Genomic DNA, 23,609 nt, shown 5'->3' on the forward strand with positions numbered 1-23,609 from the left:
GCGACGCGCCTCGGCGGGTGGCCCGAGTATTGATCGATTCGCCCCTGCCGCAGCTCGATCGCCTCTTCGACTACGTCGTACCCGACGTCCTCCGCGAGGCCGCGTTGCCCGGTGTGCGGGTCAAGGTGCCGCTCCGCACGGTCGGGCGCACCGTCGAGGGCTACCTCGTCGAGCTCGGCGACGAGACCGACGGCGACCGTCCCCTGTCCGAGCTCGAGGATGTCGTTTCGCCCGTCGAGGTGCTGCCGGAGCGGCTCTACGCCCACGCGCGCCGGGTGGCCGATCGGGCCGCGGGGTCGGCGAGCGATGTCCTGCGGCTGGTGATCCCGAAACGGATGGTGCGGGCCGAGAAGGCCTGGTCGGCCTCCGGTCCGCTTGACGTACCGGTCGTGAGCGCGGAGTCCCTCGCCTGGGCCCGCGAGACGACGGCGGCGTACCCCGATCTGGAGGGTGCGGTCGAGAACGGCGAGCGCCTCGCGGTCGACGCCCCGCCCCGCCCCGCCGAGGACGTCCCTGCCTGGTCCGAACTGCTCGCCGCGCTGGCCGTGCTCACGCTCGCGCGGGGCAAGAGCGCGGTCGTCGTCGTGCCCGACCACCGAGACGAGGCGCATGTCCTCTCCGTCCTGGCGCGTCGGGTCGACGAGGAAGCGGTCGTCAGGGACGATGCGCGCCGCTCGGGCCCCGAGCGCTACGCGGGGTACCTTCGGCTGCTGGCCCCGGTGCCGTGCATCGTGGTGGGGAATCGGTCGAGCGTGTACGCCCCGGCCCATGACGTCGGCGCCGTCCTCCTCTGGGACGACGGCGATCCGCTGCTCGCCGAGCCGCTGAGCCCGGGTGTGCACGCGCGAGACGCCGCCCTCGTCCGGCAGGAGCTCCAGGCCTGCGCGCTGGTCTTCGTCGGTCTGACACGGACGACCGACGTCGAGCGTCTCGTAGCACTCGGCTGGGTGCGCGAGATCGCGGCCCGCCGTCGTGAGAGCCCCCGGGTCGTGCTGTCGGCGACGCGCGAGGGCGAGTCGCGGGGCACGCGGGTCCCGTCGGCGGCGTTCGCCGCGGCGCGCGAGGCGCTGACGCACGGACCCGTTCTGGTGCAGGTGGCACGACCCGGGTACGCCCCGGTGCTGGTGTGCGCCGACTGCCGCACGCCGGCGCGCTGCGCGCATTGCGCCGGTCCGCTGCGCGCCCGTCGGCCGGGTGCCGTTCCCGAGTGCGCGTGGTGCGGGCGGGGCGCGCCGGCGTGGGGATGCGCGTCGTGCTCCTCCCAGCGCCTGCGCATGGCGTCGTCGGGGAGCGAGCGCACGGCCGACGAGCTCGGACGCGCCTTCCCGAACACCCGTGTCATCGTCTCCGACGGCGAGCACCAGGTCACCCACGTCGATGCGAGACCCGCCCTCGTGATCGCGACGCGCGGCGCGGAGCCCTTCGCCGCCGGCGGGTACCACGCCGTCATCCTGCTCGACGGCGATCGGATGCTGATGACCGAGCAGCTGCGGATCGCCGAGGCGTGTCTGCGGTGGTGGTCGGATGCTGCGGCTCTCGCGGCGCCCGGTGCGCCGGTGCACCTCGTCGGTGTCGCGGGTCCCGCCGCCCGCGCGCTCGCGACATGGACGCAACCGGCGTACGCCCGGGCGGAGCTCGCCGAGAGGGCCTCGCTCCACATGCCGCCGACGGTCCGCGTCGCGGCCGTGGAAGGGACCGCGTCAGCCGTATCGGAGGCGATCGAGCAGCTGCGGGCCGATGTGCCCGCTCTGACCGAGACGTCGATTCTCGGCCCCGTGCCGCGCGAAGACGCCGTCCGTGCGCTCGTGCGGTTCGAGTACGCGCTGGGGCGCGCGGTGGCCGAGTCGCTTCGGGCGTCGGTCGTCGCTGCGGCGCTGCGCGGGCGTCGTCGGCGCGGGGCGCCGCCAGGACCGCGCAATACACTCAGAGTACGTCTCGACGTGCCCGATCTCGATCTGTGAGGAGCGCCATGCGCATCGTCTTCGCCGGGACACCGGAACCCGCCCTGCCCTCGCTCCGGCGACTCGCCGCCTCTCGCCACGAGGTCGTCGGAGTCGTGACGCGCCGCGACGCGCCGCTCGGTCGCAAGCGCGTGCTGACGCCCTCTCCGGTCGGCGCGCTCGCGGTTGAGCTCGGACTGCCGGTGCTGAAGACCGACCGCCTCGATGCGGCGGCGACGGAGACGATCACGTCGTGGGGCGCCGACCTCGGCGTCATCGTCGCGTACGGAGGGCTGGTGCGCGAGCCGCTCCTGTCGGCACCGCGGCACGGGTGGATCAACCTGCATTTCTCGCTGCTGCCGGCCTGGCGCGGGGCGGCGCCGGTGCAGCATTCGCTCATCGCCGGGGACCGGGTGAGCGGCGTAAGCGTGTTCCAGCTCGTTCCTGAGCTCGACGCGGGCGATGTCTTCGCGCAGACGCGCCACCCGGTGGACCGGGGCGCCACCGCGGGGCGACTTCTCGCCGAACTCGCGGATCTGGGTGCGGACACCGTCTCGGATGTCGTCGACGCGATCGCCGACGGCACCGCGACCGCCGTCGCGCAGACGGGCGAGCCGACCCTCGCTCCCAAGCTCACGCTCGCCGACGGGCTCCTCGATTTCGCACTGCCCGCCGACACGGTGCTCGACCGCTTCCGCGGCACGACGCCCGAGCCCGGCGCGCACACCACGGTGGCCGGGCAGCGGCTCAAGGTGCTGTCTGCGAGGCGCGGGCCGGATGCCGCTGCCCTCGCACCGCGCGAGATTCGCCTCGTCGGTAAGGAGGTCCTCGTCGGAACCGCCGACGGCACGATCTCGCTCCTGTCGGTGCAGCCCGCGGGGCGCGGCGCGATGCCGGCTCCCGACTGGTGGCGCGGACTGCGCGCCGACAGCCTCGAGGCGGGATCGTGAACCCCGCACGCCGTGTCGCCTTCGACGTGCTGCGCGCGGTGGCCGACTCCGACGCGTATGCGAACCTCCTTCTGCCGCAGGAGCTGCGGCGGGCGGGACTGAGCCCTGCCGACGCCGGGCTCGCGACCGAGCTGACATACGGCACGCTGCGCCGCCAGGGCACCTACGACGCGATCATCGAGCAGGCGTCAGGGCGTTCCATCGAGACGATCGATCCGCCGGTGCGCGACGCGCTGCGCCTCGGTGTCCATCAGCTGCTGTCGACGCGGGTCGCGTCTCATGCCGCGGTGAACGAGAGCGTCGAGCTGGTGCGGCGCGCGGGCGCGCCCAACGCGGCCGGTTTCGCCAACGCGGTCCTGCGACGCATCGCGCGGGACAACCCGGGCGATTGGCTGCAGCGGGTAGATGCCGCAGCGCGCTCGGACGACGAGCGGCTGGGGCTGCGATACTCCCACCCGGTATGGGTCATCCGTGCGTTCCGTCGGGCACTCGCGGCCGAGGGGCGCGCGGACGAACTCGACGAGCTGCTGGCCGCCGACAACGTCTCGCCGAGCGTCACGATGACCGCACTGCCGGGCCTCGCCGACATCCCCGCCGACCGGGCACGGACACCGTACTCGCCGCTCGGTTTCCGCCTCGACGGCGGTGATCCCGAGCCCATGGTGCGTCGCGCGGAAGGCCGCATCCGCGTCCAAGACGAGGGTTCCCAGCTCGCGGCGCTCGCGCTGTCGCGCGCGCTCCCGGTCCGCGCCGGTGAGCGCTGGCTCGATCTGTGCGCCGCGCCGGGCGGCAAGACCGCTGTCCTGGCCGCCGAGGCCCTGGCGGGAGGGGCCGTGGTCGAGGCCAACGAGATCTCGCCTGCGCGCGCACGTCTCGTTCGATCCTCGGTCGCCGGCGTTCCGCTCGAGGTGCCGGTATCGGAGGAGGACGGGCGCGAGCGTGCCGGCCGAGGTCGTTACGACCGCATCCTCGTCGATGCGCCCTGCACGGGGCTCGGCGCGCTCCGTCGCCGGCCGGAGGCGCGCTGGCGCAAGAGCCCCGCGGATGTCCCCGACCTCAGCGCCCTCCAGCGCGAACTGCTCTCCGCCGCCGTCGATGCGCTCGCCCCGGGCGGGGTCGTCGCCTACGTGACCTGTTCTCCCCACCTCGCCGAGACCGCCGTGGTCGTCGCCGACGTGCGAGCAGCCCACCCCGATCTCCGGGAGCTCGATGCCCGCGAGGTCGTCCGGGCGGTCAGTCGGGGAGAGATCGATCTGCCCGAGCCGCAGGACGGGTCGGGCCGCGCGCAGCTGTGGCCCCACCGCCACGGCACCGACGCCATGTCCATCACCCTGCTGCAGAAGCCGTGAACGGCGATAATGGGGGAGTGAGCGACGCCGACGCCCTGCGCATCAACCCCAGCATCCTGGCCGCGGATTTCGTGAACATGCAGGCCGAGCTCGGCCGCATCCGATCGGCCGACTTCGTCCACGTCGATGTGATGGACAACCACTTCGTCCCGAACCTGACGTTCGGGCCGCAGATGGTCGAGCGGATCCAGGCCACGAGTCCGATTCCGCTCGACGTCCACCTGATGATCTCGGACGTCGATCGCTGGGGTCCCGGCTACGCCGAGCTCGGTGCCGCGAGCGTCACCTTCCATCTCGAGGCCGCCACCGACCCCGTCGCGCTCGCTCGCCGGCTGCGCTCGATCGGCTCACGCGCCGGTGTCGCCGTCAAGCCCGCAACGCCCGTCGAGGGCCTCTTCGACGTCCTGGACGAGTTCGATCAGATCCTCGTCATGACGGTCGAACCGGGCTTCGGCGGCCAGACCTTCATGGCCGACCAGATGCCCAAGCTCCGCCGGCTCGCCGACGAGGCGCGCCGTCGCGGTTCTTCCGTCTGGCTGCAGGTCGACGGCGGGATCTCCGAGTCGACGATCGCGCAGGCGGCCGAGGCCGGAGCCGACACGTTCGTGGCCGGCTCGGCGGTGTTCGGCGCCGACGATCCGGATGCCGCGATCGCGACCCTCCGCGATCGGGCGCTGCGGGCGCACCGGCACTGATCCGTCGCCCGCCGCGGTCGGATCGCCCGTCGCGGGCCGGTACCCTGGCTAGGTGAAGACGTTCGACGCGCTGTTCGCAGAGCTCACCTCTATCGCCGAGACCCGGCCCGAGGGCTCGGGCACGGTCGCGCAGCTCGACCGCGGTGTGCACGCCATCGGCAAGAAGATCGTCGAGGAGGCGGCCGAGGTCTGGATGGCGGCCGAGTACCAGTCCGATGCCGAGACGGCCGAGGAGATCTCGCAGCTGCTCTACCACCTGCAGGTGCTCATGATCAGCAAGGGTCTGAGCCCCGAAGACGTCTACCGACATCTCTGAGCGACGCCCCGCCCTCCCGCTCCGAGACAGAAAGACCCCCATGCTGCGCATCGCCGTCCCGAACAAGGGATCGCTCGCCGAGACCGCCGCCGAGATGCTGGCCGAGGCCGGATACACCGGACGCCGCGACTCGAAGGACCTCCACGTCATCGACCCCGTCAACGAGGTCGAGTTCTTCTACCTGCGTCCGAAGGACATCGCCACCTACGTCGGCTCGGGCGCCCTCGACGTCGGCATCACCGGCCGCGACCTGCTGCTCGACGCCCGCATGCCGGGCGCGCGCGAGATCGAACGGCTCGGCTTCGCGGGTTCGACCTTCCGCTTCGCGGCCCCGACCGGCACGTTCACCGACGTGGCCGAGCTCGCCGGCAAGCGCATCGCGACGTCGTACCCCGGGCTCGTCGACGCGTTCCTCGACGAGCGCGGGATCGCCGTCGACCTCGTGCCGCTCGACGGTGCCGTCGAGTCCGCGGTCCGCCTGGGCGTCGCAGACGCCGTCGCCGACGTCGTCGAGACGGGCACGACCCTCCGTCAGGCCGGACTCGAGGTCTTCGGTCCCGAGATCCTGCGTTCGGAGGCCGTGCTGATCGCGGGTCCCCACGATGCGGACGGCACCGAGCGGCTGCTGCGCCGGCTTCGCGGCGTGCTCGTCGCGCGCCGCTACGTGCTGGTGGACTACGACCTGCCGGCCGCGCTGGTGGATGAGGCCGTCGCTATCGCGGGTGGCATCGAGTCGCCGACGATCTCGCCGCTGCGCGACCCCGAGTGGGTGGCGGTCCGCGTGATGGTGCCGCGCGCGAGCGTGAACACGACGATGGACGAGCTGTACGCCATCGGCGCGCGCGCGATCCTCGTCACCGCGATCCACAACGCGAGGCTCTGACATGACGTTGGCACGCCGCGTCATCCCGTGCCTGGACGTCGCCGCCGGTCGCGTCGTCAAGGGCGTCAACTTCGAGAATCTGCGCGACATGGGCGATCCGGTCGAGCTCGCGCGACTGTACTTCGAGCAGGGCGCCGACGAGCTGACCTTCCTCGACGTCACCGCGACCGTCGACGGACGCGCCACGACCTACGACGTCGTCCGTCGCACCGCGGAGCAGGTCTTCATCCCGCTCACCGTGGGAGGCGGCGTCCGCTCGGTCGACGATGTGGCGCGGCTCCTCTCGGTCGGTGCCGACAAGGTCGGCGTCAACTCGGCCGCGATCGCTCGCCCCGAGCTGCTCGGTGAGATCGCCGACCGCTTCGGCGCGCAGGTCCTCGTTCTCTCGCTCGATGTCAAGCGCGCCGAGGGCACCGAATCGGGTTTCGTCGTGACGACGCACGGCGGGCGAACGGCGACCTCGATCGACGCGCTCGCCTGGGCGCGCGAGGCCATCGAACGGGGTGCGGGGGAGTTGCTCGTCAACTCGATCGATGCCGACGGCACCAAGGACGGCTTCGATCTCGAGCTCATCTCGCTGATGCGCGAGATCTCGTCCGTCCCGGTGATCGCCTCGGGCGGCGCGGGTGCGACGGAGCATTTCGTCCCCGCCATCGAGGCAGGAGCGGATGCCGTCCTGGCGGCATCCGTGTTCCACTCAGGCCAGCTCACGATCGCCGACGTCAAGGACGCGCTGACCGCTCAGGGCATCGAGGTGCGGCGATGACCGAGAGCATCGACGAGCGCATCGCCCGGGTCTCGTTCGACGCGAACGGGCTCGTCGCCGCGATCGTCCAGCAGCACGACACGCGCGAAGTGCTCATGCTGGCGTGGATGGATGCCGAGGCGCTGCGCCGCACGCTCACGAGCGGACGCGTGACCTTCTGGTCGCGCTCGCGCCAGGAGTACTGGCGCAAGGGCGACACGTCCGGCCACGTCCAGCTCGTCCGCGGGGCGCGGCTCGACTGCGACGGCGACGCCGTGCTCCTGCTCGTCGAGCAGGTTGGTGCTGCGTGCCACACCGGCACCCGCACATGCTTCGACGCGGACGACCTCGACCCCGTCGTCGCGGTGCCATGACCCGCCGGTCCCGCATGCTCGCCGTCCTCGCGGCCGTCGTCGGCGGCGGCCTCGCGGTCATCGGCGCGACCCAGCCCTGGCTCGAGGCGACGCTGCGCGACGGCGCCCAGGCGGTCCTTCCGGTGCCGGGCACCGAAGCGCTCCCGCTCGTCACCCCGCTCGGCCTGGCGGCGCTGGCGCTCGGTCTGGCGCTGTCGATCGTCGGCACGGTGCTCCGCTACGTCTTCGGTGTCATCGGCGTGCTCATCGGCGCGGCTCTCCTCGCCGAGTCGCTGCGGATCGCCCTCACGGCACCGCCGGAGGCCGTGGTCGGCGTCGTCGCCGACACGACGGGCCTCGCGGGGGTCGAGGCGGTCGGGACCCTCGTGTCGGCCATCACCGTCACCGCTTGGCCCTGGATCACGGCGATCGGCGCGCTGGTGGTGTGCGCGGGCGGCGTGCTCACTCTCGTCACGGCGCGCTCGTGGCGCAGCACCGCGCGCCGCTATCGCACCGACCCCACTGTCGAGGCCCGCCGTCCCGGCGGATCGCGTCCGCATGATTCGCACGATCCGATCGATTCCTGGGACGACCTCAGCCGCGGGTCCGATCCGACCGCCTGAGCCCCGGTAGACTGACCTCAGCCCGAGAGATCCCGCGAAGGAGAACAATGAGCAACATCGGCGACCCCGGCCACGGACACTCCCCGGCGGCGTGGACCGCTGTGGTGATCATGCTTCTGGCGTTCGCGCTCGGCACCCTGTTCTTCTGGCTCGACATGCCGGTGCTGGTCTGGGCGTCCGCGGGTCTCCTGGTCGTCGGCCTGATCGTCGGCTGGGCCATGGCGAAGGCCGGCTACGGCGCATACGGCGACAAGTACACCCCGAAAGCGCACTGACGTGCTGGCCGGTCTCACGGCCGGCGCCGTCGAGGATGCCGAGGCCCGTGCGGCCGAGCGGCCCCTCGCCGTCGTCGAGCGCGACGCGCTCGCTCAGGCCCCGGCCCGGGACGCCCTCGCGGCGCTCGCGCCGGCCGAGCGGGTCAAGATCATCGCCGAGGTCAAGCGCGCGAGCCCCTCGCGGGGCGATCTCGCCGCCATTCCCGACCCGGCGCTGCAGGCCGCGCGGTATCAGGAGGGCGGCGCATCCGTCATCTCCGTGCTGACCGAGGGGCGACGTTTCAAGGGGAGCCTGGCCGACCTCGAGGCCGTTCGCGCCGAGGTGTCGATCCCCGTTCTCCGCAAGGACTTCATCGCAGGCGCCTACCAGGTCTTCGAGGCGCGGGCAGCAGGCGCCGACCTGGTGCTGCTGATCGTCGCCGCGCTCGAGCAGCCGGTGCTGGCCGAGCTCCACGAGCTCGTGCTCGAACTCGGCATGACGCCGCTCGTTGAGACCCACTCGCTCGACGAGGTGCATCGTGCCGCCGACATCGGAGCGCGTCTGGTCGGCGTCAACGCGCGCAACCTTTCGACGTTCGAGCTCGATCGCGATCTCTTCGGCCGGCTCGTGGAGCACCTTCCGGCTGACGCTGTGAAGATCGCGGAGTCCGCCGTCCTCACCCCCGACGACGTGTCCCACTACCGTCGCGCGGGTGCCGACGCCGTCCTGATCGGCGAGGCGCTCGTGACCAACGACCCCGTGACCACCCTGCACGCATTCCTGGAGGCCGGCGCGTGAGCCTGCGAGAACAGCATGGTCCCTTCTTCGGTGAGTTCGGCGGGCGATTCATGCCCGAATCCCTCATCGCGGCGATCGACGAGCTGACAGCGGTATACGAGTCGGCCATGGCCGACCCCGAGTTCGCGGCCGAACTGACGCGGACCCTCGCGACCTACGCCGGACGTCCGTCCGCGTTGACGGAGGTGCCGCGTTTCGCCAAGCACGCCGGTGGCGCGCGCGTGTTCCTCAAGCGCGAGGATCTCAACCACACCGGCTCGCACAAGATCAACAACGTGATCGGTCAGGCGATGCTGACCAAGCGTCTCGGCAAGACGCGCGTCATCGCCGAGACCGGAGCCGGTCAGCACGGCGTCGCGACGGCGACGGCCGCAGCACTGTTCGGCTTCGACTGCACGATCTACATGGGCGAGGTCGACACGGAGCGGCAGGCGCTCAACGTCGCGCGGATGCGCTTGCTCGGCGCCGAGGTCGTGCCGGTCACGACGGGGTCGCGCACCCTCAAGGACGCGATCAACGAGGCGTACCGCGACTGGGTCGCCTCGGTCGAGACCACCAACTACATCTTCGGCACCGCGGCGGGGCCGCATCCGTTCCCCGCCATGGTGCGCGATTTCCAGAAGATCATCTCGGAAGAGGCACGCGAGCAGCTCCTCGCCGAGACCGGGCGGCTTCCGGATGCCGTCGTCGCCTGCGTCGGCGGCGGATCGAATGCGATCGGCATGTTCGACGCCTTCCTCGATGACGAGGGCGTCGCACTGTACGGCGTCGAGGCCGCGGGTGAGGGAGTCGACACCGAGCGTCACGCCGCGTCGATCGGGCGGGGCCGCCCGGGCGTCCTGCACGGGGCGAAGACTTTCGTGCTGCAGGACGAGGACGGTCAGACGGTCGAGTCGCACTCGATCTCCGCGGGACTCGACTATCCGGGCGTCGGCCCCGAGCACGCCTGGTTGGCGTCCATCGGCCGTGCGTCCTACATCCCGGCCACCGACACCGAGGCGATGGAGGCGCTGCGGCTGCTGAGTCGCACCGAGGGCATCATTCCCGCTATCGAGTCGGCCCATGCGCTGGCCGGTGCGCTGCGCATCGGACGTGAACTCGGCCCCGACGCCGTCATCGCCGTCAACCTGTCGGGGCGCGGCGATAAGGACATGGACACCGCGGCGCGCTGGTTCGAGCTGTACGACGACGGTGCGGAGCCGGTGGTCGAGCCCGAACACGACGAGGCGGCGTCGGGCGAAGGAGTGGAGCTGTGACCTCCCGCGTGGCCGCGGCGATCGAGGCCGCACACGCCGAGGGGCGCGGCGCGTTCGTCGGTTACCTTCCGCTCGGCTTCCCCGATCTCGAGACGAGCATCGAGGCCGCCGTCGCGCTGGCAGAGGCCGGCGCCGACGTCCTCGAGCTCGGCCCCCCGTACTCCGACCCCGTGATGGACGGCGTCGTCATCCAGGAGGCGACCCAGGTCGCCCTGGCCGCGGGTTTCCGACTGCGCGACACCTTCACGGCAGTCCGGGCGATCGCAGAGCGCGTCGACATCCCGATCCTCGTCATGACCTACTGGAACCCCGTGCTGCAGTACGGCGTCGACCGTTTCGCCGACGACCTGGTCTCGGCCGGCGGTGCAGGTCTGATCACGCCGGACATCACTCCGGATGCGGCGCCCGAGTGGCTCGCCGCGTCGGAGCGCACGGGGCTCGACCGCGTCTTCCTCGCCGCACCGACGTCGACCGAGGAGCGACTGCGGATGATCGTCGAGGCCTCCACGGGCTTCGTGTACACCGTTTCGACCATGGGAATCACGGGGGAGCGGACGGAGCTCGACGCGGCCGCCCGCACTCTCGTCGGCCGTATCCGTGCGCTCGGCGCAGCCCACGCCTGCGTCGGCATCGGCATCTCGACGCCCGAGCAGGTCGCGGGCGTCGTCGACTATGCCGACGGCGCCATCGTCGGGACCGCACTCGTGCGTGCCCTGCGCGACGGGGGAGTGGCCGGACTCACCGACACCGCGCGTGAACTCGCGGCGGGCACCGCCCGCGAGCGCGTCTAGACTTTTTCGGTCGCACGACCACCGATTTCCGAGGGACGATCCGATGATCCACGCTGCACACACGCTCGTCGCGAGCATCCCGAGCCCGTCGGTGAGCTACATCGACCTGGGCCCGCTGCGCATCCACTTCTACGCGCTGTGCATCATCGCCGGGATCATCGTCGCGACGCTGATGACCAACCACCGCCTCACGAGGCGCGGTGCGGAGCCGTGGGTCGTCATCGACATCGCACTGCTGGCTGTGCCATTGGCCCTGGTGGGTGCGCGCGCATTCCACGTCCTGACGCACCCGGGGTTCTACTTCGGACCCGACAAGAACCCGTGGGCGGTGCTCTTCATCTGGGAAGGCGGCATCGCGATCTTCGGTGCGCTCATCGGCGGTGCCGTGGGCGCCTACCTCGGCTGCAAGTGGACCGGCATCCGGTTCTGGAGCTTCGCCGACGCGCTGGCTCCGGGAATCCTGCTCGCTCAGGCGATGGGGCGGTTCGGGAACTGGTTCAACCAGGAGCTCTTCGGACTCCCCACCGACCTGCCCTGGGGGCTGGAGATCGATCCCAGCAACCCCGCGTTCCCCGCGGGACTGGCTCCTGACACGCTCTTCCACCCGACGTTCCTCTACGAGGTGATCTGGAACGGTCTCGGCGTGCTCGTGCTGCTGTGGGTCGGTCGCAAGGCCTGGGCGCAGTGGGGCAAGCTCTTCGGTCTCTACCTCGTCTGGTACGGCGCCGGCCGCATCGTGTGGGAGTCGATCCGGATCGATCCGAGTGAGATCATCCTCGGCATCCGCACCAACGTCTGGGCGGCGATCTTCGCCGTCGTGGTCGGAATCGCGATCATCGTGGTGCAGACGCGACGTCACCCGGGCGACGAGCCGTCGCCTTATCAGCCGGGTCGCGAATGGGTCGCTCCGAGCGCGCTACAATCGCAGAGCACCGAAGACTTCGTGGATCTGAGCGCACCCCCGACGCCCGAAGCTCACGCAGGCAGCGCCACAAGCGCAGTCACCTCGAAGCAGTAGTTCCCCAGGGCCGACGTCGTCCCGGTTTCAGCACCAATGTGAGGACGGTCAGTATGGCCTCGAGCCCTCGACCCCAAAAGTCCGGTTTCGGTTCATTCCCTCCTAAGCAGGGCATGTACAACCCTGCGTTCGAGAAGGACGCGTGTGGTCTGGCGATGGTCGCCACGCTGCGCGGCGAAGCCGGTCACGACATCGTCGAGCTCGCCCTGACGGCTCTGCGCAACCTCGAGCACCGCGGCGCCATCGGCTCCGACGCAGGAACCGGAGACGGAGCCGGGATCCTGACGCAGATGCCCGATGCGTTCCTCCGCGAGGTCGTCGACTTCGACCTGCCGCCCGCCGGCGAGTACGCCGCGGGTATGGCGTTCCTGCCGCGCGACGCCGACGAACGCCACGCTCTGAAGGCCGACATCGAGGCGCTCGCGGCATCCGAGGGTCTGACGGTCCTGGGCTGGCGCGACGTGCCGACCGAGGACGAGAACCTCGGCAAGCTCGCCTTCGCCGCACGCCCCGCTTTCGAGCAGCTCTTCGTGTCGCGTCCTGCCGTTGGCGACGCGCCCGCCCTCGCCGGAATCGAGCTCGACCGCCGGGTCTATCGCCTGCGCAAGCGCGCCCGCCATGAGCACGACGCCTACTTCGTGTCGCTGTCGAGCCGCACGCTCGGCTACAAGGGCATGGTCACGACGCTCCAGCTCGAGCCGTTCTACCCCGATCTGCAGGACGAGCGCTTCGCGTCGGAGCTCGCGGTGGTGCACTCGCGCTACTCGACCAACACCTTCCCGTCGTGGCCGCTCGCGCAGCCACTGCGCATGCTCGCGCACAATGGTGAGATCAACACCGTCAAGGGCAACCGCAACTGGATGCGCGCGCGCCAGTCGCAGCTCGAGTCCGAGCTGCTCGGCGATGTGCAGCCGCTGCTGCCGATCTGCACGGACGGAGCGAGCGACTCGGCCTCGTTCGACGAGGTCCTCGAACTGCTCACGCTCACCGGGCGCAGCCTGCCGCACGCCGTCATGATGATGGTGCCCGAGGCGTACGAGAAGCAGACCGACATCGATCCCGATCTCCGGGCGTTCTACGACTACCACTCCATCCAGATGGAGCCCTGGGACGGCCCGGCTGCCCTCATCTTCACCGACGGCACGCTCGTCGGCGCCACTCTCGACCGCAACGGCCTGCGCCCGGGACGATGGACCGAGACCACCGACGGGCTGGTCGTCATCGGCAGCGAGACCGGCGTGCTCGACTTCGCCCCCGAGCGGATCAAGCGCCGCGGTCGCCTGCAGCCCGGGCGGATGTTCGTCGTCGACACGGCCGCGGGCCGCATCGTCGAGGACGAGGAGATCAAGCGCGAGCTGGCGACGCTCCACCCGTGGCAGGAGTGGCTCGACGCCGGTCGCGTGCGGCTCAAGGACCTGCCCGAGCGCGAGCACATCGTGCACCCCATCGCGTCGATCACGCGCCGCCAGCGCACCTTCGGCTACACCGAGGAGGAGGTGCGCATCCTCCTCACCCCCATGGGGCAGGTGGGAGCCGAGCCGCTCGGTGCCATGGGCAGCGACACCCCCGTCGCGGTGCTCAGCGAGCGCCCGCGCCTGCTGTTCGACTACTTCACGCAGCAGTTCGCGCAGGTGACGAACCCGCCGCTGGACTCGATCCGCGAAGAGGTCGTCACCTCCCTGTCCCTCGGGCTCGGTCCCGAGGCGAACCTGCTGGCCTGGGGGCCGGAGCACACCCGCACGGTGACGCTCGACTTCCCCGTGATCGACAACGACGAGCTCGCCAAGATCCAGCACATCGACACCGCCCTCAAGGGCCGCTCGTCGGTGACGATCCGCGGTCTCTACCGCGTCGAGGCCGGTCACAAGGGCATGCAGAAGCGCCTCGCGCAGATGTGCGCCGAGGCCGACCAGGCCATCGAGGACGGCGCGGAGTTCCTCGTGCTCAGCGACCGCGACTCGAACAAGGACCTTGCCCCCATCCCGTCGCTGCTCATGCTCGCCGCGGTGCACCACCACCTCATCCGGCAGCAGACCCGTATGCGGGTCGGTCTCGTGGTCGAGGCCGGCGATGTCCGCGAGGTGCACCACGTCGCGACGCTCCTCGGCTACGGCGCGTCGGCGGTCAACCCGTACCTCGCGATGGAGACCGTCGAGTACCTCGTGCGTGCCGGATACATCACCGGCGTCACTCCCGAGAAGGCCGTCAAGAACCTCATCTACGCGCTCGGCAAGGGCGTGCTGAAGATCATGTCCAAGATGGGCATCTCGACCGTCTCGTCCTACGCCGGCGCCCAGGTGTTCGAAGCCGTCGGGCTCTCCGACGAGTTCGTGTCGAACTACTTCACCGGCACCGAGACCAAGCTCGGCGGTATCGGCATCGAGGTCATCGCGGCAGAGAACGCCGCGCGGCACGCCTACGCGTATCCGGAAGACGCCGCGGTCCGCGCCCACGAGCGACTGTGGACCGGTGGTGAGTACCAGTGGCGCCGCGACGGTGCCCCGCACCTGTTCAACCCGGACACGGTCTTCCGACTCCAGCACGCGACCCGCACCCGTCGTTACGACATCTTCCGCGAGTACACGAAGCTCGTCGACGATCAGGCGGCCGAGCTGAAGACGCTGCGCGGCATGTTCAAGCTGCGCACCGGCGTCCGGCCCCCGGTACCGATCGACGAGGTCGAGTCGGTCGCGTCGATCGTGAAGCGATTCTCGACGGGCGCGATGAGCTACGGCTCGATCTCGAAGGAGGCGCACGAGACGCTCGCGATCGCGATGAACCGGCTCGGCGCGAAGTCGAACACGGGCGAGGGCGGCGAGGACGTCGAGCGTCTGCTCGACCCCGAGCGCCGCAGCGCGATCAAGCAGGTCGCCTCGGGCCGTTTCGGGGTCACGAGCATGTACCTCACGCATGCCGACGACATCCAGATCAAGCTCGCCCAGGGCGCCAAGCCCGGCGAGGGCGGTCAGCTGCCGCCCGGCAAGGTGTATCCGTGGATCGCCCGCACCCGCGGTGGCACCCCGGGCGTCGGTCTCATCTCGCCGCCGCCGCACCACGACATCTACTCGATCGAAGACCTCAAGCAGCTGATCTTCGATGTCAAGCGCGCGAACCCGGCCGCCCGGGTGCACGTCAAGCTCGTGAGCCAGTCGGGCATCGGGGCGGTCGCGGCGGGAACGGCGAAGGCCCTCGCGGACGTCATCCTCGTCTCCGGGCACGACGGCGGAACGGGCGCGAGCCCGCTCAACTCGCTCAAGCACGCTGGCACGCCCTGGGAGCTCGGCCTCGCCGAGACGCAGCAGACGCTCATGCTCAACGACATGCGCGACCGCGTGGTCGTGCAGGCCGACGGCCAGCTGAAGACCGGCCGCGACGTCGTGATCGCCGCGCTGCTCGGCGCCGAGGAGTTCGGTTTCGCCACCACCGCCCTGGTCGTCGAGGGCTGCATCATGATGCGCGTCTGCCACCTCGACACGTGTCCTGTGGGCGTCGCGACGCAGAACCCCGTGCTCCGCGAGCGCTTCACCGGCAAGCCCGAGTTCGTGGTCAACTTCATGGAGTTCGTCGCGCAGGAGGTCCGCGAGTACCTGGCCGAGCTCGGTTTCCGCTCGCTCGACGAGGCGATCGGGCGCAACGACGTCCTCGACGTCGACGGCGCGATCGAGCACTGGAAGGCCAACGGCCTCGACCTCGGACCCATCCTCACCGGACCCGCGTTCGCCGACGACGCGCCGCGTCGTCACCGGCGCGACCAGGATCACGAGCTCGACGCGCACTTCGATGTGCAGCTCATCGAACGAGCGCAGGATGTCGTCGCGCACGGCGGTCACATCGAGATCGATCTGCCCATCCGCAACACCGAGCGCGCCGTGGGCACGATGCTGGGCAACCGGGTCACGCTCGCGCACGGCGAGAACGGCCTCCCTGCCGACTCGATCGTGGTGAACCTGACGGGTTCGGCCGGACAGTCCTTCGGAGCCTTCGTCCCCGCCGGCATCACGCTGCGTCTCGAGGGAGACTCGAACGACTACGTCGGCAAGGGGCTCTCGGGTGGACAGATCGTCGTGCGCCCGCCGCGCGGAGCGGCCTTCGACGCGTCGGAGAACGTCATCGCGGGCAACGTCATCGGCTACGGTGCGACGCAGGGCACGATGTTCCTGCGCGGCGTCGTGGGGGAGCGGTTCCTCGTGCGCAACTCCGGGGCCACGGCCGTGGTCGAGGGCGTGGGCGACCACGCGCTGGAGTACATGACCGGCGGCCTCGCCGTGATCCTCGGCGCCACCGGGCGCAACCTCGGTGCCGGGATGTCGGGTGGCAACGCCTACGTCTACCGCCTCGAGACCGCGAACGTGAACCGCGAGGCCATGGCCAGCGGCGAGCTCGTGCTCGGGGAGATGGGGTCCGGCGACGCCGAGATCCTCCGCGACCTGCTCGAGCGCCACGTCGCCGAGACGGGGTCCGAGCTGGCAGCCCGGCTGCTGGAGGACTTCGAGAACGAGGTCGCCAACTTCGTCCGTGTGGTGCCGCGCGACTACGCCGCGGTGCTCGAAACCCGACAGACGGCGGCCGCCGAGGGGCTCGACCCCGACGGCGACGAGGTCTGGAGCCGCATCCTGGAGGTGACCCGTGGCTGACCCCAAGGGCTTCCTGAAGATCACGGAGCGCGAGCTCCCCAAGCGCCGTCCCGTTCCCGTCCGCATCATGGACTGGCGCGAGGTCTACGAGCCCGGTGACAGCGCCGTGCTCCGCCGTCAGGCGGGGCGCTGCATGGACTGCGGCGTGCCGTTCTGCCATCAGGGGTGCCCGCTGGGCAACCTCATCCCCGAGTGGAACGACCTCATGTGGCGTGGCGAGGGGCGCTCGGCCATCGAGCGTCTGCACGCCACGAACAACTTCCCGGAGTTCACCGGGCGCCTGTGCCCGGCACCGTGCGAGAGCTCGTGCGTTCTCGGCATCAACCAGCCGCCGGTCACGATCAAGCAGATCGAGGTCTCGACGATCGACGAGGCGTTCGCCAACGGATGGGTCGAGGCCGAGCCCCCGGGGCGTCTGACGGGCAAGACGGTTGCCGTCGTCGGCTCCGGCCCCGCCGGACTCGCCGCCGCGCAGCAGCTGACCCGCGCCGGTCACACCGTCGCCGTCTACGAGCGCGACGACCGCATCGGCGGCCTGCTGCGGTACGGCATCCCCGACTTCAAGATGGAGAAGCGCCACATCGAGGCGCGCCTGCGTCAGATGCAGGACGAGGGCACGCGTTTCCGTGCCGGCGTCGAGATCGGCAAGGACATCTCGTGGGACGCGCTGCGCGCCCGCTACGACGCGGTCGTGGTGGCGACCGGCTCGACCCTGCCCCGCGACCTCGCGATCCCGGGCCGCGACCTCGCCGGCGTGCACTTCGCGATGGAGTACCTCGTCGAGTCGAACAAGGCCGTCGCGGGAGACCAGGTCGCGAACCAGATCCACGCGGAGGGCAAGCACGTCGTCGTGATCGGCGGTGGTGACACCGGCGCGGACTGCATCGGCACGGCGCACCGTCAGGGCGCGCTCAGCGTGACGAACCTCGCGATCGGCAAGCAGCCGCCGTCGGACCGCCCCGACACCCAGCCGTGGCCGATGATGCCGACCATCTTCGAGGTCGCCTCCGCGCACGAAGAAGGCGGTGAGCGCAGCTACCTGGCGTCCACGGTCGAGTTCCTCGGCAACGAGGCGGGAGAGGTGCGCGCGCTGCGCGTCGCCGAGACCGAGTTCGTCGACGGTCGCCGCGTGCCCAAGAGCGGGACCGAGCGCGAGATCCCCGCCGACCTCGTCCTGATCGCGATGGGTTTCACCGGTCCCGAGCGCTCCGAGCTCGAGGCGCAGCTGGGTACGTTGTTCACCGATCGCGGCAACGTGGAACGTGCTGACGACTATCAGACCACCACGCCGGGTGTGTTCGTGGCCGGCGACGCCGGGCGCGGACAGTCGCTCATCGTGTGGGCGATCGCGGAGGGCCGCGCCGCGGCATCCGCTGTCGACCGCTATCTGATGGGCGACACCGACCTTCCGGCGCCGGTGCGTCCGACCGACGTCGCGATCGGGCTCCAGCGGGCATAGGCTGGACCCAACCCCCCTCCCGACCCGAAACCATCGGAGTATCAGTGAGACGCGCCAAGATCGTCGCCACCCTGGGACCGGCCACAGCCAGCTACGAGATGGTGCGAGCCATCATCGACGCCGGTGTGGACGTGACCCGATTCAACCTCAGCCACGGAGACTATTCGGAGCACGAGGCCCGCTGGGCCAACGTGCGGAAGGCCGCCGACGACGCAGGTCGCCCCGTCGCGATCCTGGTCGACCTGCAGGGGCCGAAGATCCGTCTCGGCAAGTTCGAGAACGGGCCGCACCAGCTCGCGGTCGGCGACGTCTTCAAGATCACGACCGACGACATCCTCGGCACCAAGGAGATCGTCTCGACGACGTTCAAGGGCCTGCCCGGCGACGTCAAGCCCGGCGACTTCCTGCTCATCGACGACGGCAAGGTTCGCGTCGAGGTCGTGTCGGTCGAGGGCTCGGTCGTCACGACGAAGGTCATCGTCGCCGGCCCCGTCTCGAACAACAAGGGCATCAACCTGCCCGGTGTCGCCGTGAGCGTTCCGGCGCTGTCGGACAAGGACGAGGCCGACCTGCGCTGGGGGCTGCAGCAGGGAGCCGACATCATCGCACTGTCGTTCGTGCGGGATGCCGCCGACGTCACGCGTGTGCACGAGATCATGGCGGAGGAGGGCCGCAAGGTCCCCGTCATCGCGAAGATCGAGAAGCCGCAGGCGGTCGAGAACCTCGAGGAGATCATCGACGCCTTCGACGGCATCATGGTCGCGCGCGGCGACCTCGGCGTGGAGCTTCCGCTCGAGGCCGTGCCGATCGTGCAGAAGAAGGCCGTGGCGCTGTGCCGCCGTATGGCCAAGCCCGTGATCGTCGCGACCCAGATGCTGGAGTCGATGATCGAGAACCCGGTGCCGACGCGCGCCGAGACCAGCGACGTCGCCAACGCCGTCCTCGACGGCGCCGACGCCGTGATGCTCTCGGGCGAGACCAGCGTGGGCAAGTACCCCGTCGTCGTCGTCGAGACCATGGCGCGCATCGTCGACTCGACCGAGACCCACGGTCTCGAGCGCATCGCACCGCTGACGGCGAAGCCGCGCACGCAGGGCGGGGCTATCACGCTCGCCGCCATGGAGGTCGCGCAGTTCATCGAGGCGAAGTTCCTCTGCATGTTCACCGAGTCCGGCGACACCGCGCGCCGCATGTCGCGTCTGCGTCCCGAGATCCCCATGATCGCGTTCACCCCGGACCCGGCGATCCGTCGTCGCATGGCCCTGACATGGGGCATCCGTTCGAGCCTCGTGGAGGAGGTCGCGCACACCGACCTGATGTTCCACCAGGTCGACGACTACTTCCTTTCGAACGGCCTCGCCGAGGTCGGCGACAAGGTGGTCGTCATCTCCGGGTCCCCTCCCGGAATCCAGGGATCGACCAACGACATCCGCATCCACAAGATCGGCGACGCCGTCAACGGCCGCGCGCCGATCTACCAGGCGATCCAGTAAGCGCCACGTGAATGCCGAAGGGCGGGCACCTCTCCACGAGGTGCCCGCCCTTTCGTCGTGCCGGTGGTGGGAGTCGAACCCACACGTCCGAAGACAACCGAGTTTGAGTCGGTCGCGTCTGCCATTCCGCCACACCGGCGCACGCACATCGACAATACCGTCTTGCGCGGTGTCACCCGACGGAACCGTGTCCGGAACGCCCATACCGTAGGATCGAAAGGTGACAGAGCAAGAAGAGGTCCCCACGTCGGCCGCTCCCGCACCGCGCCGAGTCGTCGTGGCCGAAGACGAGTCGCTCATTCGACTCGACATCGTCGAGATCCTGCGCGACAACGGATACGACGTCGTCGGCGAGGCGGGCGACGGCGAGACCGCGGTGCAGCTTGCGACCGAGCTGCGTCCCGATCTCGTGATCATGGACGTCAAGATGCCCGTCCTCGACGGGATCTCGGCCGCCGAACGGCTCGGCAAGGCGCACATCGCGCCCGTCGTCCTGCTGACGGCGTTCAGCCAGAAGGAGCTCGTCGAGCGGGCGACCGAGGCCGGTGCTCTCGCCTACGTCGTCAAGCCCTTCACCCCGAACGATCTGCTCCCCGCCATCGAGATCGCGCTCGCCCGCTACGAGCAGATCATCACCCTCGAGGCCGAGGTCGCCGACATGGTCGAGCGCTTCGAGACCCGCAAGCTCGTCGACCGGGCCAAGGGTCTGCTCAACGAGAAGATGGGTCTCAGCGAGCCCGAGGCGTTCCGCTGGATCCAGAAGGCGTCGATGGACCGCCGCCTCACGATGCAGGACGTGGCCAAAGCGATCATCGAGCAGCTCGCCCCCAAGAAGTAGACCGCAGCGCTGCGGCGTCACGAGAAAGCCCCCTCCCGGTTCGGGAGGGGGCTTCGTCGTCGCGTCAGGATGCCGCGGGGGCGTCCTTGATGAGGTTCGTGATGCGGATGGTGGAGCACCGGCGCCCCTGCTCGTCGGATACGACGATCTCGTGCACCGTCATCGAGCGCCCGAGATGCAGGGGAGTGCACACGCCCGTCACGACACCGCTCGTCGCGGATCGCGTGTGCGTGGCGTTGATGTCGACGCCGACGGCGAGGCGTCCCGGGCCGGCGTGCATGTTCGCCGCCATGGAGCCGAGAGACTCGCCGAGCACGACGTACGCGCCGCCGTGGAGCAGGCCCACGGGCTGGGTGTTGCCCTCGACGGGCATCGTCGCGACGCAGCGCTCGGTGGTGAACTCCGTGAACTCGATGCCCATGCGCTCGGCGAGAGCTCCCTTGCCGCGGCCCTGTGCCCAGGCCAGGCCGGTGTCGGTGTCGGTCTTCTCGGGCATGCTTCACCCCTCGGTCGCAGCGGGTCGTGGTGTCCGCGGTCGTCGTTAGGCTGGACGGGTGACGGACTCCGCAAAGCCTACCCTTCTCGTCGTCGACGGCCACTCGCTGGCCTACCGGGCGTTCTTCGCGTTGCCGGTCGACAACTTCACGACGAAGGACGGCCAGCACACCAACGGCATCTACGGGTTCCTGTCGATGTTCGTGAACCTGATCAAGGCCGAGAAGCCGACCCATCTCGCGGTCGCCTTCGATACGTCGCGACAGTCGTTCCGCACGCGCGAGTACACGGAGTACAAGGCCAATCGCTCCGAGTCTCCGGCCGAGTTCAAGGGCCAGATCCCGCTCCTTCAGGAGTGCCTCGCCGCGATGAACGTGACGGTGCTGACCAAAGAGGACTACGAGGCCGACGACATCCTGGCGACCCTCGCGACCCAGGGCGAAGCAGACGGATTCGAGGTGCTCGTCTGCTCGGGCGACCGCGACACGATCCAGCTCGTGACCGACGACGTGACGTTGCTCTACCCCAGCGTTCAGGGCGTTTCGCAGCTCAAGCGATACACGCCCGAGACTGTCGTCGAGAAGTACGGTCTGCCGCCGCAGAACTATCCCGACATCGCCGCCCTCGTCGGCGAGACGAGCGACAACCTGCCTGGAGTGCCCAAAGTCGGCGAGAAGACCGCGGTCAAGTGGCTCACGCAGTGGGGGTCGCTCGACGCCCTGCTCGAGAACGCCGACAAGATCGGGGGAGTGGTGGGGGGGAACCTCCGGGAGCACCTCGATGATGTCCGGCGCAATCGCTCGCTGAACCGCCTGCTCCGCGACGTCGAGCTCGGCGTCACACCCGCTGACCTCGCGGTCGGCCCGATCGACGCCGAAGCGGTGCGCGACATCTTCGCCCGGCTCGAGTTCCGAACGCTGCTGCCGCGCGTCTTCGAGGCTGCGGGTGCCGATCCCGCGATGGCCGTCGAGACCGCCGCACCCGCCGTTCCGGCCCCGACGGCCGCCGAGCTCTCCGCTGCCGACCTCGCCGCGTGGGCGGCGGCCCGCGACGGCGAGGTCGGCGTGACCGTCATGGTCGCGGGAGGTTTTCCGCAGCGCATCGGCCTCGCCGACGCCGCCGAAGCGGTCGAGGGCACCTGGGGCGACGACGTTGCCGAGGCCCTGCGCCCGTGGCTCGAGTCCGACGCGCCCAAGGTGATCCCCGACGCCAAGCTCCAGGTCAAGGCGCTGCGGCGCGGCGGTGTCCGCTTGGGCGGGCTCGTCTTCGACCCGATCCTGGCCGGGTGGCTCCTGCGCCCCAGTTTCCCCGACAAGACGCTCGCCGACCTCGTCCACCGCTACCTCGACGAGAAGCTGCCGGAGGCCGATCCGACTCAGCTCGTTCCCGAGACGGAGGGTGCCACGCCGGGACAGCTCTCCTGGTTCGCGCTGCGCACGGCAGCGGCGGTTCGCGCCGAGATGCCCGCGCCCGTCCTCTCCGTGCTCTCCGATATCGAGCTTCCGACGCTCGACACCCTCGCTGACATGGAACTCGCGGGTGTTGCCGTGTCGCACGACAAGCTCTCGACGTTCTCGGCAGAACTCGCGGCACGAGCGGACGACATCGCACAGCGCGCGTACGCCACGATCGACCGCGAGGTGAATCTCGGTTCGCCCAAGCAGCTGCAGGAGGTACTGTTCGAGCAGCTCCAGCTGCCGAAGACCCGCAAGACGAAGACGGGGTACTCCACGGACGCGGCGGTGCTCGCCGATCTGCAGGAGTCGAACCCGCACCCGTTCCTCGAGCTGCTGCTCCAGCACCGTGAAGCCACCAAGCTGCGTCAGATCATCGAGTCGCTCGATACCGCGATCGCCGCCGACGACCGCATCCACACGACCTACGTGCAGACGGGAAGCCAGACCGGCCGGCTCTCGAGCACCGACCCGAACCTCCAGAACATCCCCATCCGCAATGAGGAGAGCCGCCGCATCCGGGCCGCCTTCGAGGTGGGCGAGGGGTACGAGACCCTGTTGACCGCCGACTACTCGCAGATCGAGATGCGCATCATGGCGCACCTCTCCGAAGACCCCGGGCTCATCGAGGCGTTCGTCTCGGGCGAAGACCTGCACCGCTTCGTCGGCGCGCGCGTGTTCGGCGTCGAGCCGGCCGATGTCACGCCGGCGATGCGCACGAAGGTCAAGGCCATGTCGTACGGACTCGTCTACGGCCTGTCGGCGTTCGGCCTGTCGAAGCAGCTGCGCATCGAGCAGTCGGAGGCCAAGCAGCTCATGCTCGAGTACTTCGCCCGTTTCGGGGCGGTGCGCGACTACCTGCGCTCGAGTGTCGAGCAGGCCCGCATCGACGGCTACACGGAGACGATCTTCGGCCGGCGCCGTCCGTTCCCCGACCTCGCGAGTCCGAACCGAGTGCTCCGCGAGAATGCCGAGCGCGCCGCCCTGAACGCACCCATCCAGGGCAGCGCAGCCGACATCATGAAGATCGCGCTCTTCCGGATCGACCGCGAGTTCCGCGCCGAGGGCCTCCGCTCTCGAGTGCTGCTGCAGATCCACGACGAGCTCGTGGTCGAGGTCGCTGCGGGTGAGTGGGATGCCGCAGAGCGCATCGTGCGCGATCGCATGGGCGATGCCGCTGAGCTCACGGTGCCTCTCGACGTTCAGATCGGGCGGGGCGGCGACTGGGACGTCGCCGGTCACTGACCTCGTCGCGCGGGGGTGC

Annotated in this window: 20 protein-coding genes and 1 tRNA gene; 19 read left to right on the forward strand and 2 right to left on the reverse strand. The window is 70.0% G+C overall.

The window, feature by feature from the left end:
* Positions 1-17 precede the first annotated feature (17 nt).
* From O1W71_RS01050 to pyk, 17 genes are read left to right on the forward strand one after another with little or no spacing between them, the layout of a single operon-like run.
* The gene (locus tag O1W71_RS01050; RefSeq protein WP_269266181.1) at positions 18-1,961 is read left to right on the forward strand and encodes a primosomal protein N'; all 1,944 of its coding nucleotides are present in this window, start codon (positions 18-20) and stop codon (positions 1,959-1,961) included.
* Positions 1,962-1,969: 8 nt separating this feature from the next.
* Entirely contained in the window at positions 1,970-2,890 is a 921-nt protein-coding gene (fmt, locus tag O1W71_RS01055; RefSeq protein ID WP_269266182.1) for a methionyl-tRNA formyltransferase, read from the forward strand.
* The gene (locus tag O1W71_RS01060; protein ID WP_269266183.1) at positions 2,887-4,239 is read left to right on the forward strand and encodes an RsmB/NOP family class I SAM-dependent RNA methyltransferase; all 1,353 of its coding nucleotides are present in this window, start codon (positions 2,887-2,889) and stop codon (positions 4,237-4,239) included. The genes fmt and O1W71_RS01060 overlap by 4 nt, the downstream gene beginning before the upstream one ends.
* A gap of 17 nt (positions 4,240-4,256) precedes the next feature.
* On the forward strand, positions 4,257-4,934 hold the full coding sequence (gene rpe / locus O1W71_RS01065; protein ID WP_269266184.1) for a ribulose-phosphate 3-epimerase: 678 nt from the start codon (positions 4,257-4,259) through the stop codon (positions 4,932-4,934).
* A gap of 52 nt (positions 4,935-4,986) precedes the next feature.
* Positions 4,987-5,250, forward strand: a complete 264-nt coding sequence (locus O1W71_RS01070; RefSeq protein ID WP_023950618.1) for a phosphoribosyl-ATP diphosphatase — start codon at positions 4,987-4,989, stop codon at positions 5,248-5,250.
* Positions 5,251-5,290: 40 nt separating this feature from the next.
* Positions 5,291-6,133: an ATP phosphoribosyltransferase gene (hisG, locus tag O1W71_RS01075; RefSeq protein WP_094261495.1), complete on the forward strand. Its 843-nt coding sequence runs from the start codon at positions 5,291-5,293 to the stop codon at positions 6,131-6,133.
* Position 6,134: 1 nt separating this feature from the next.
* Positions 6,135-6,899, forward strand: coding sequence for an imidazole glycerol phosphate synthase subunit HisF (gene hisF, locus O1W71_RS01080; RefSeq protein ID WP_269266185.1), 765 nt, complete (start codon positions 6,135-6,137; stop codon positions 6,897-6,899).
* Positions 6,896-7,252 carry a phosphoribosyl-AMP cyclohydrolase gene (hisI, locus tag O1W71_RS01085; protein WP_112614854.1) on the forward strand — a complete coding sequence of 119 codons (357 nt, stop codon included), beginning with the start codon at positions 6,896-6,898 and terminating at the stop codon, positions 7,250-7,252. The genes hisF and hisI overlap by 4 nt, the downstream gene beginning before the upstream one ends.
* Positions 7,249-7,854, forward strand: a complete 606-nt coding sequence (locus tag O1W71_RS01090) for a Trp biosynthesis-associated membrane protein (RefSeq protein ID WP_269266186.1) — start codon at positions 7,249-7,251, stop codon at positions 7,852-7,854. The genes hisI and O1W71_RS01090 overlap by 4 nt, the downstream gene beginning before the upstream one ends.
* Before the next feature lie 47 nt (positions 7,855-7,901).
* Complete coding sequence (locus O1W71_RS01095; RefSeq protein WP_023950623.1) at positions 7,902-8,129, forward strand: DUF6704 family protein; 228 nt, start codon at positions 7,902-7,904, stop codon at positions 8,127-8,129.
* Between the two features lies 1 nt (position 8,130).
* Positions 8,131-8,907, forward strand: coding sequence for an indole-3-glycerol phosphate synthase TrpC (gene trpC / locus O1W71_RS01100; protein WP_269266187.1), 777 nt, complete (start codon positions 8,131-8,133; stop codon positions 8,905-8,907).
* Entirely contained in the window at positions 8,904-10,163 is a 1,260-nt protein-coding gene (trpB, locus tag O1W71_RS01105; RefSeq protein WP_269266188.1) for a tryptophan synthase subunit beta, read from the forward strand. The genes trpC and trpB overlap by 4 nt, the downstream gene beginning before the upstream one ends.
* Positions 10,160-10,954: a tryptophan synthase subunit alpha gene (trpA, locus tag O1W71_RS01110; protein WP_112614846.1), complete on the forward strand. Its 795-nt coding sequence runs from the start codon at positions 10,160-10,162 to the stop codon at positions 10,952-10,954. The genes trpB and trpA overlap by 4 nt, the downstream gene beginning before the upstream one ends.
* Before the next feature lie 43 nt (positions 10,955-10,997).
* A complete protein-coding gene (gene lgt, locus O1W71_RS01115) occupies positions 10,998-11,972 on the forward strand; it encodes a prolipoprotein diacylglyceryl transferase (protein WP_269266189.1) in 975 nt (324 codons plus the stop codon).
* Between the two features lie 53 nt (positions 11,973-12,025).
* Complete coding sequence (gene gltB / locus O1W71_RS01120; RefSeq protein ID WP_269266191.1) at positions 12,026-16,606, forward strand: glutamate synthase large subunit; 4,581 nt, start codon at positions 12,026-12,028, stop codon at positions 16,604-16,606.
* On the forward strand, positions 16,599-18,065 hold the full coding sequence (locus O1W71_RS01125) for a glutamate synthase subunit beta (protein ID WP_112614840.1): 1,467 nt from the start codon (positions 16,599-16,601) through the stop codon (positions 18,063-18,065). The genes gltB and O1W71_RS01125 overlap by 8 nt, the downstream gene beginning before the upstream one ends.
* A gap of 44 nt (positions 18,066-18,109) precedes the next feature.
* Positions 18,110-19,558: a pyruvate kinase gene (gene pyk / locus O1W71_RS01130; protein ID WP_112614838.1), complete on the forward strand. Its 1,449-nt coding sequence runs from the start codon at positions 18,110-18,112 to the stop codon at positions 19,556-19,558.
* Positions 19,559-19,616: 58 nt separating this feature from the next.
* Here pyk and O1W71_RS01135 read toward each other — a convergent pair.
* Positions 19,617-19,697: transfer RNA gene (locus O1W71_RS01135), tRNA-Leu, on the reverse strand.
* Positions 19,698-19,778: 81 nt separating this feature from the next.
* On the opposite strand from O1W71_RS01135, the gene O1W71_RS01140 reads away from it, so the two are divergent.
* The gene (locus O1W71_RS01140) at positions 19,779-20,396 is read left to right on the forward strand and encodes an ANTAR domain-containing response regulator (RefSeq protein ID WP_112614836.1); all 618 of its coding nucleotides are present in this window, start codon (positions 19,779-19,781) and stop codon (positions 20,394-20,396) included.
* Between the two features lie 64 nt (positions 20,397-20,460).
* On the opposite strand, the gene O1W71_RS01145 is transcribed toward O1W71_RS01140, so the two are convergent.
* Entirely contained in the window at positions 20,461-20,892 is a 432-nt protein-coding gene (locus O1W71_RS01145) for a hotdog fold thioesterase (RefSeq protein WP_112614834.1), read from the reverse strand.
* A 58-nt stretch (positions 20,893-20,950) separates the two neighbouring features.
* On the opposite strand from O1W71_RS01145, the gene polA reads away from it, so the two are divergent.
* Positions 20,951-23,590, forward strand: a complete 2,640-nt coding sequence (gene polA, locus O1W71_RS01150) for a DNA polymerase I (protein ID WP_269266192.1) — start codon at positions 20,951-20,953, stop codon at positions 23,588-23,590.
* Positions 23,591-23,609 lie beyond the last annotated feature (19 nt).

The sequence above is a fragment of the Microbacterium sp. H37-C3 genome, from assembly GCF_027157935.1.
In the GTDB taxonomy this organism is placed as follows: domain Bacteria; phylum Actinomycetota; class Actinomycetes; order Actinomycetales; family Microbacteriaceae; genus Microbacterium; species Microbacterium plantarum.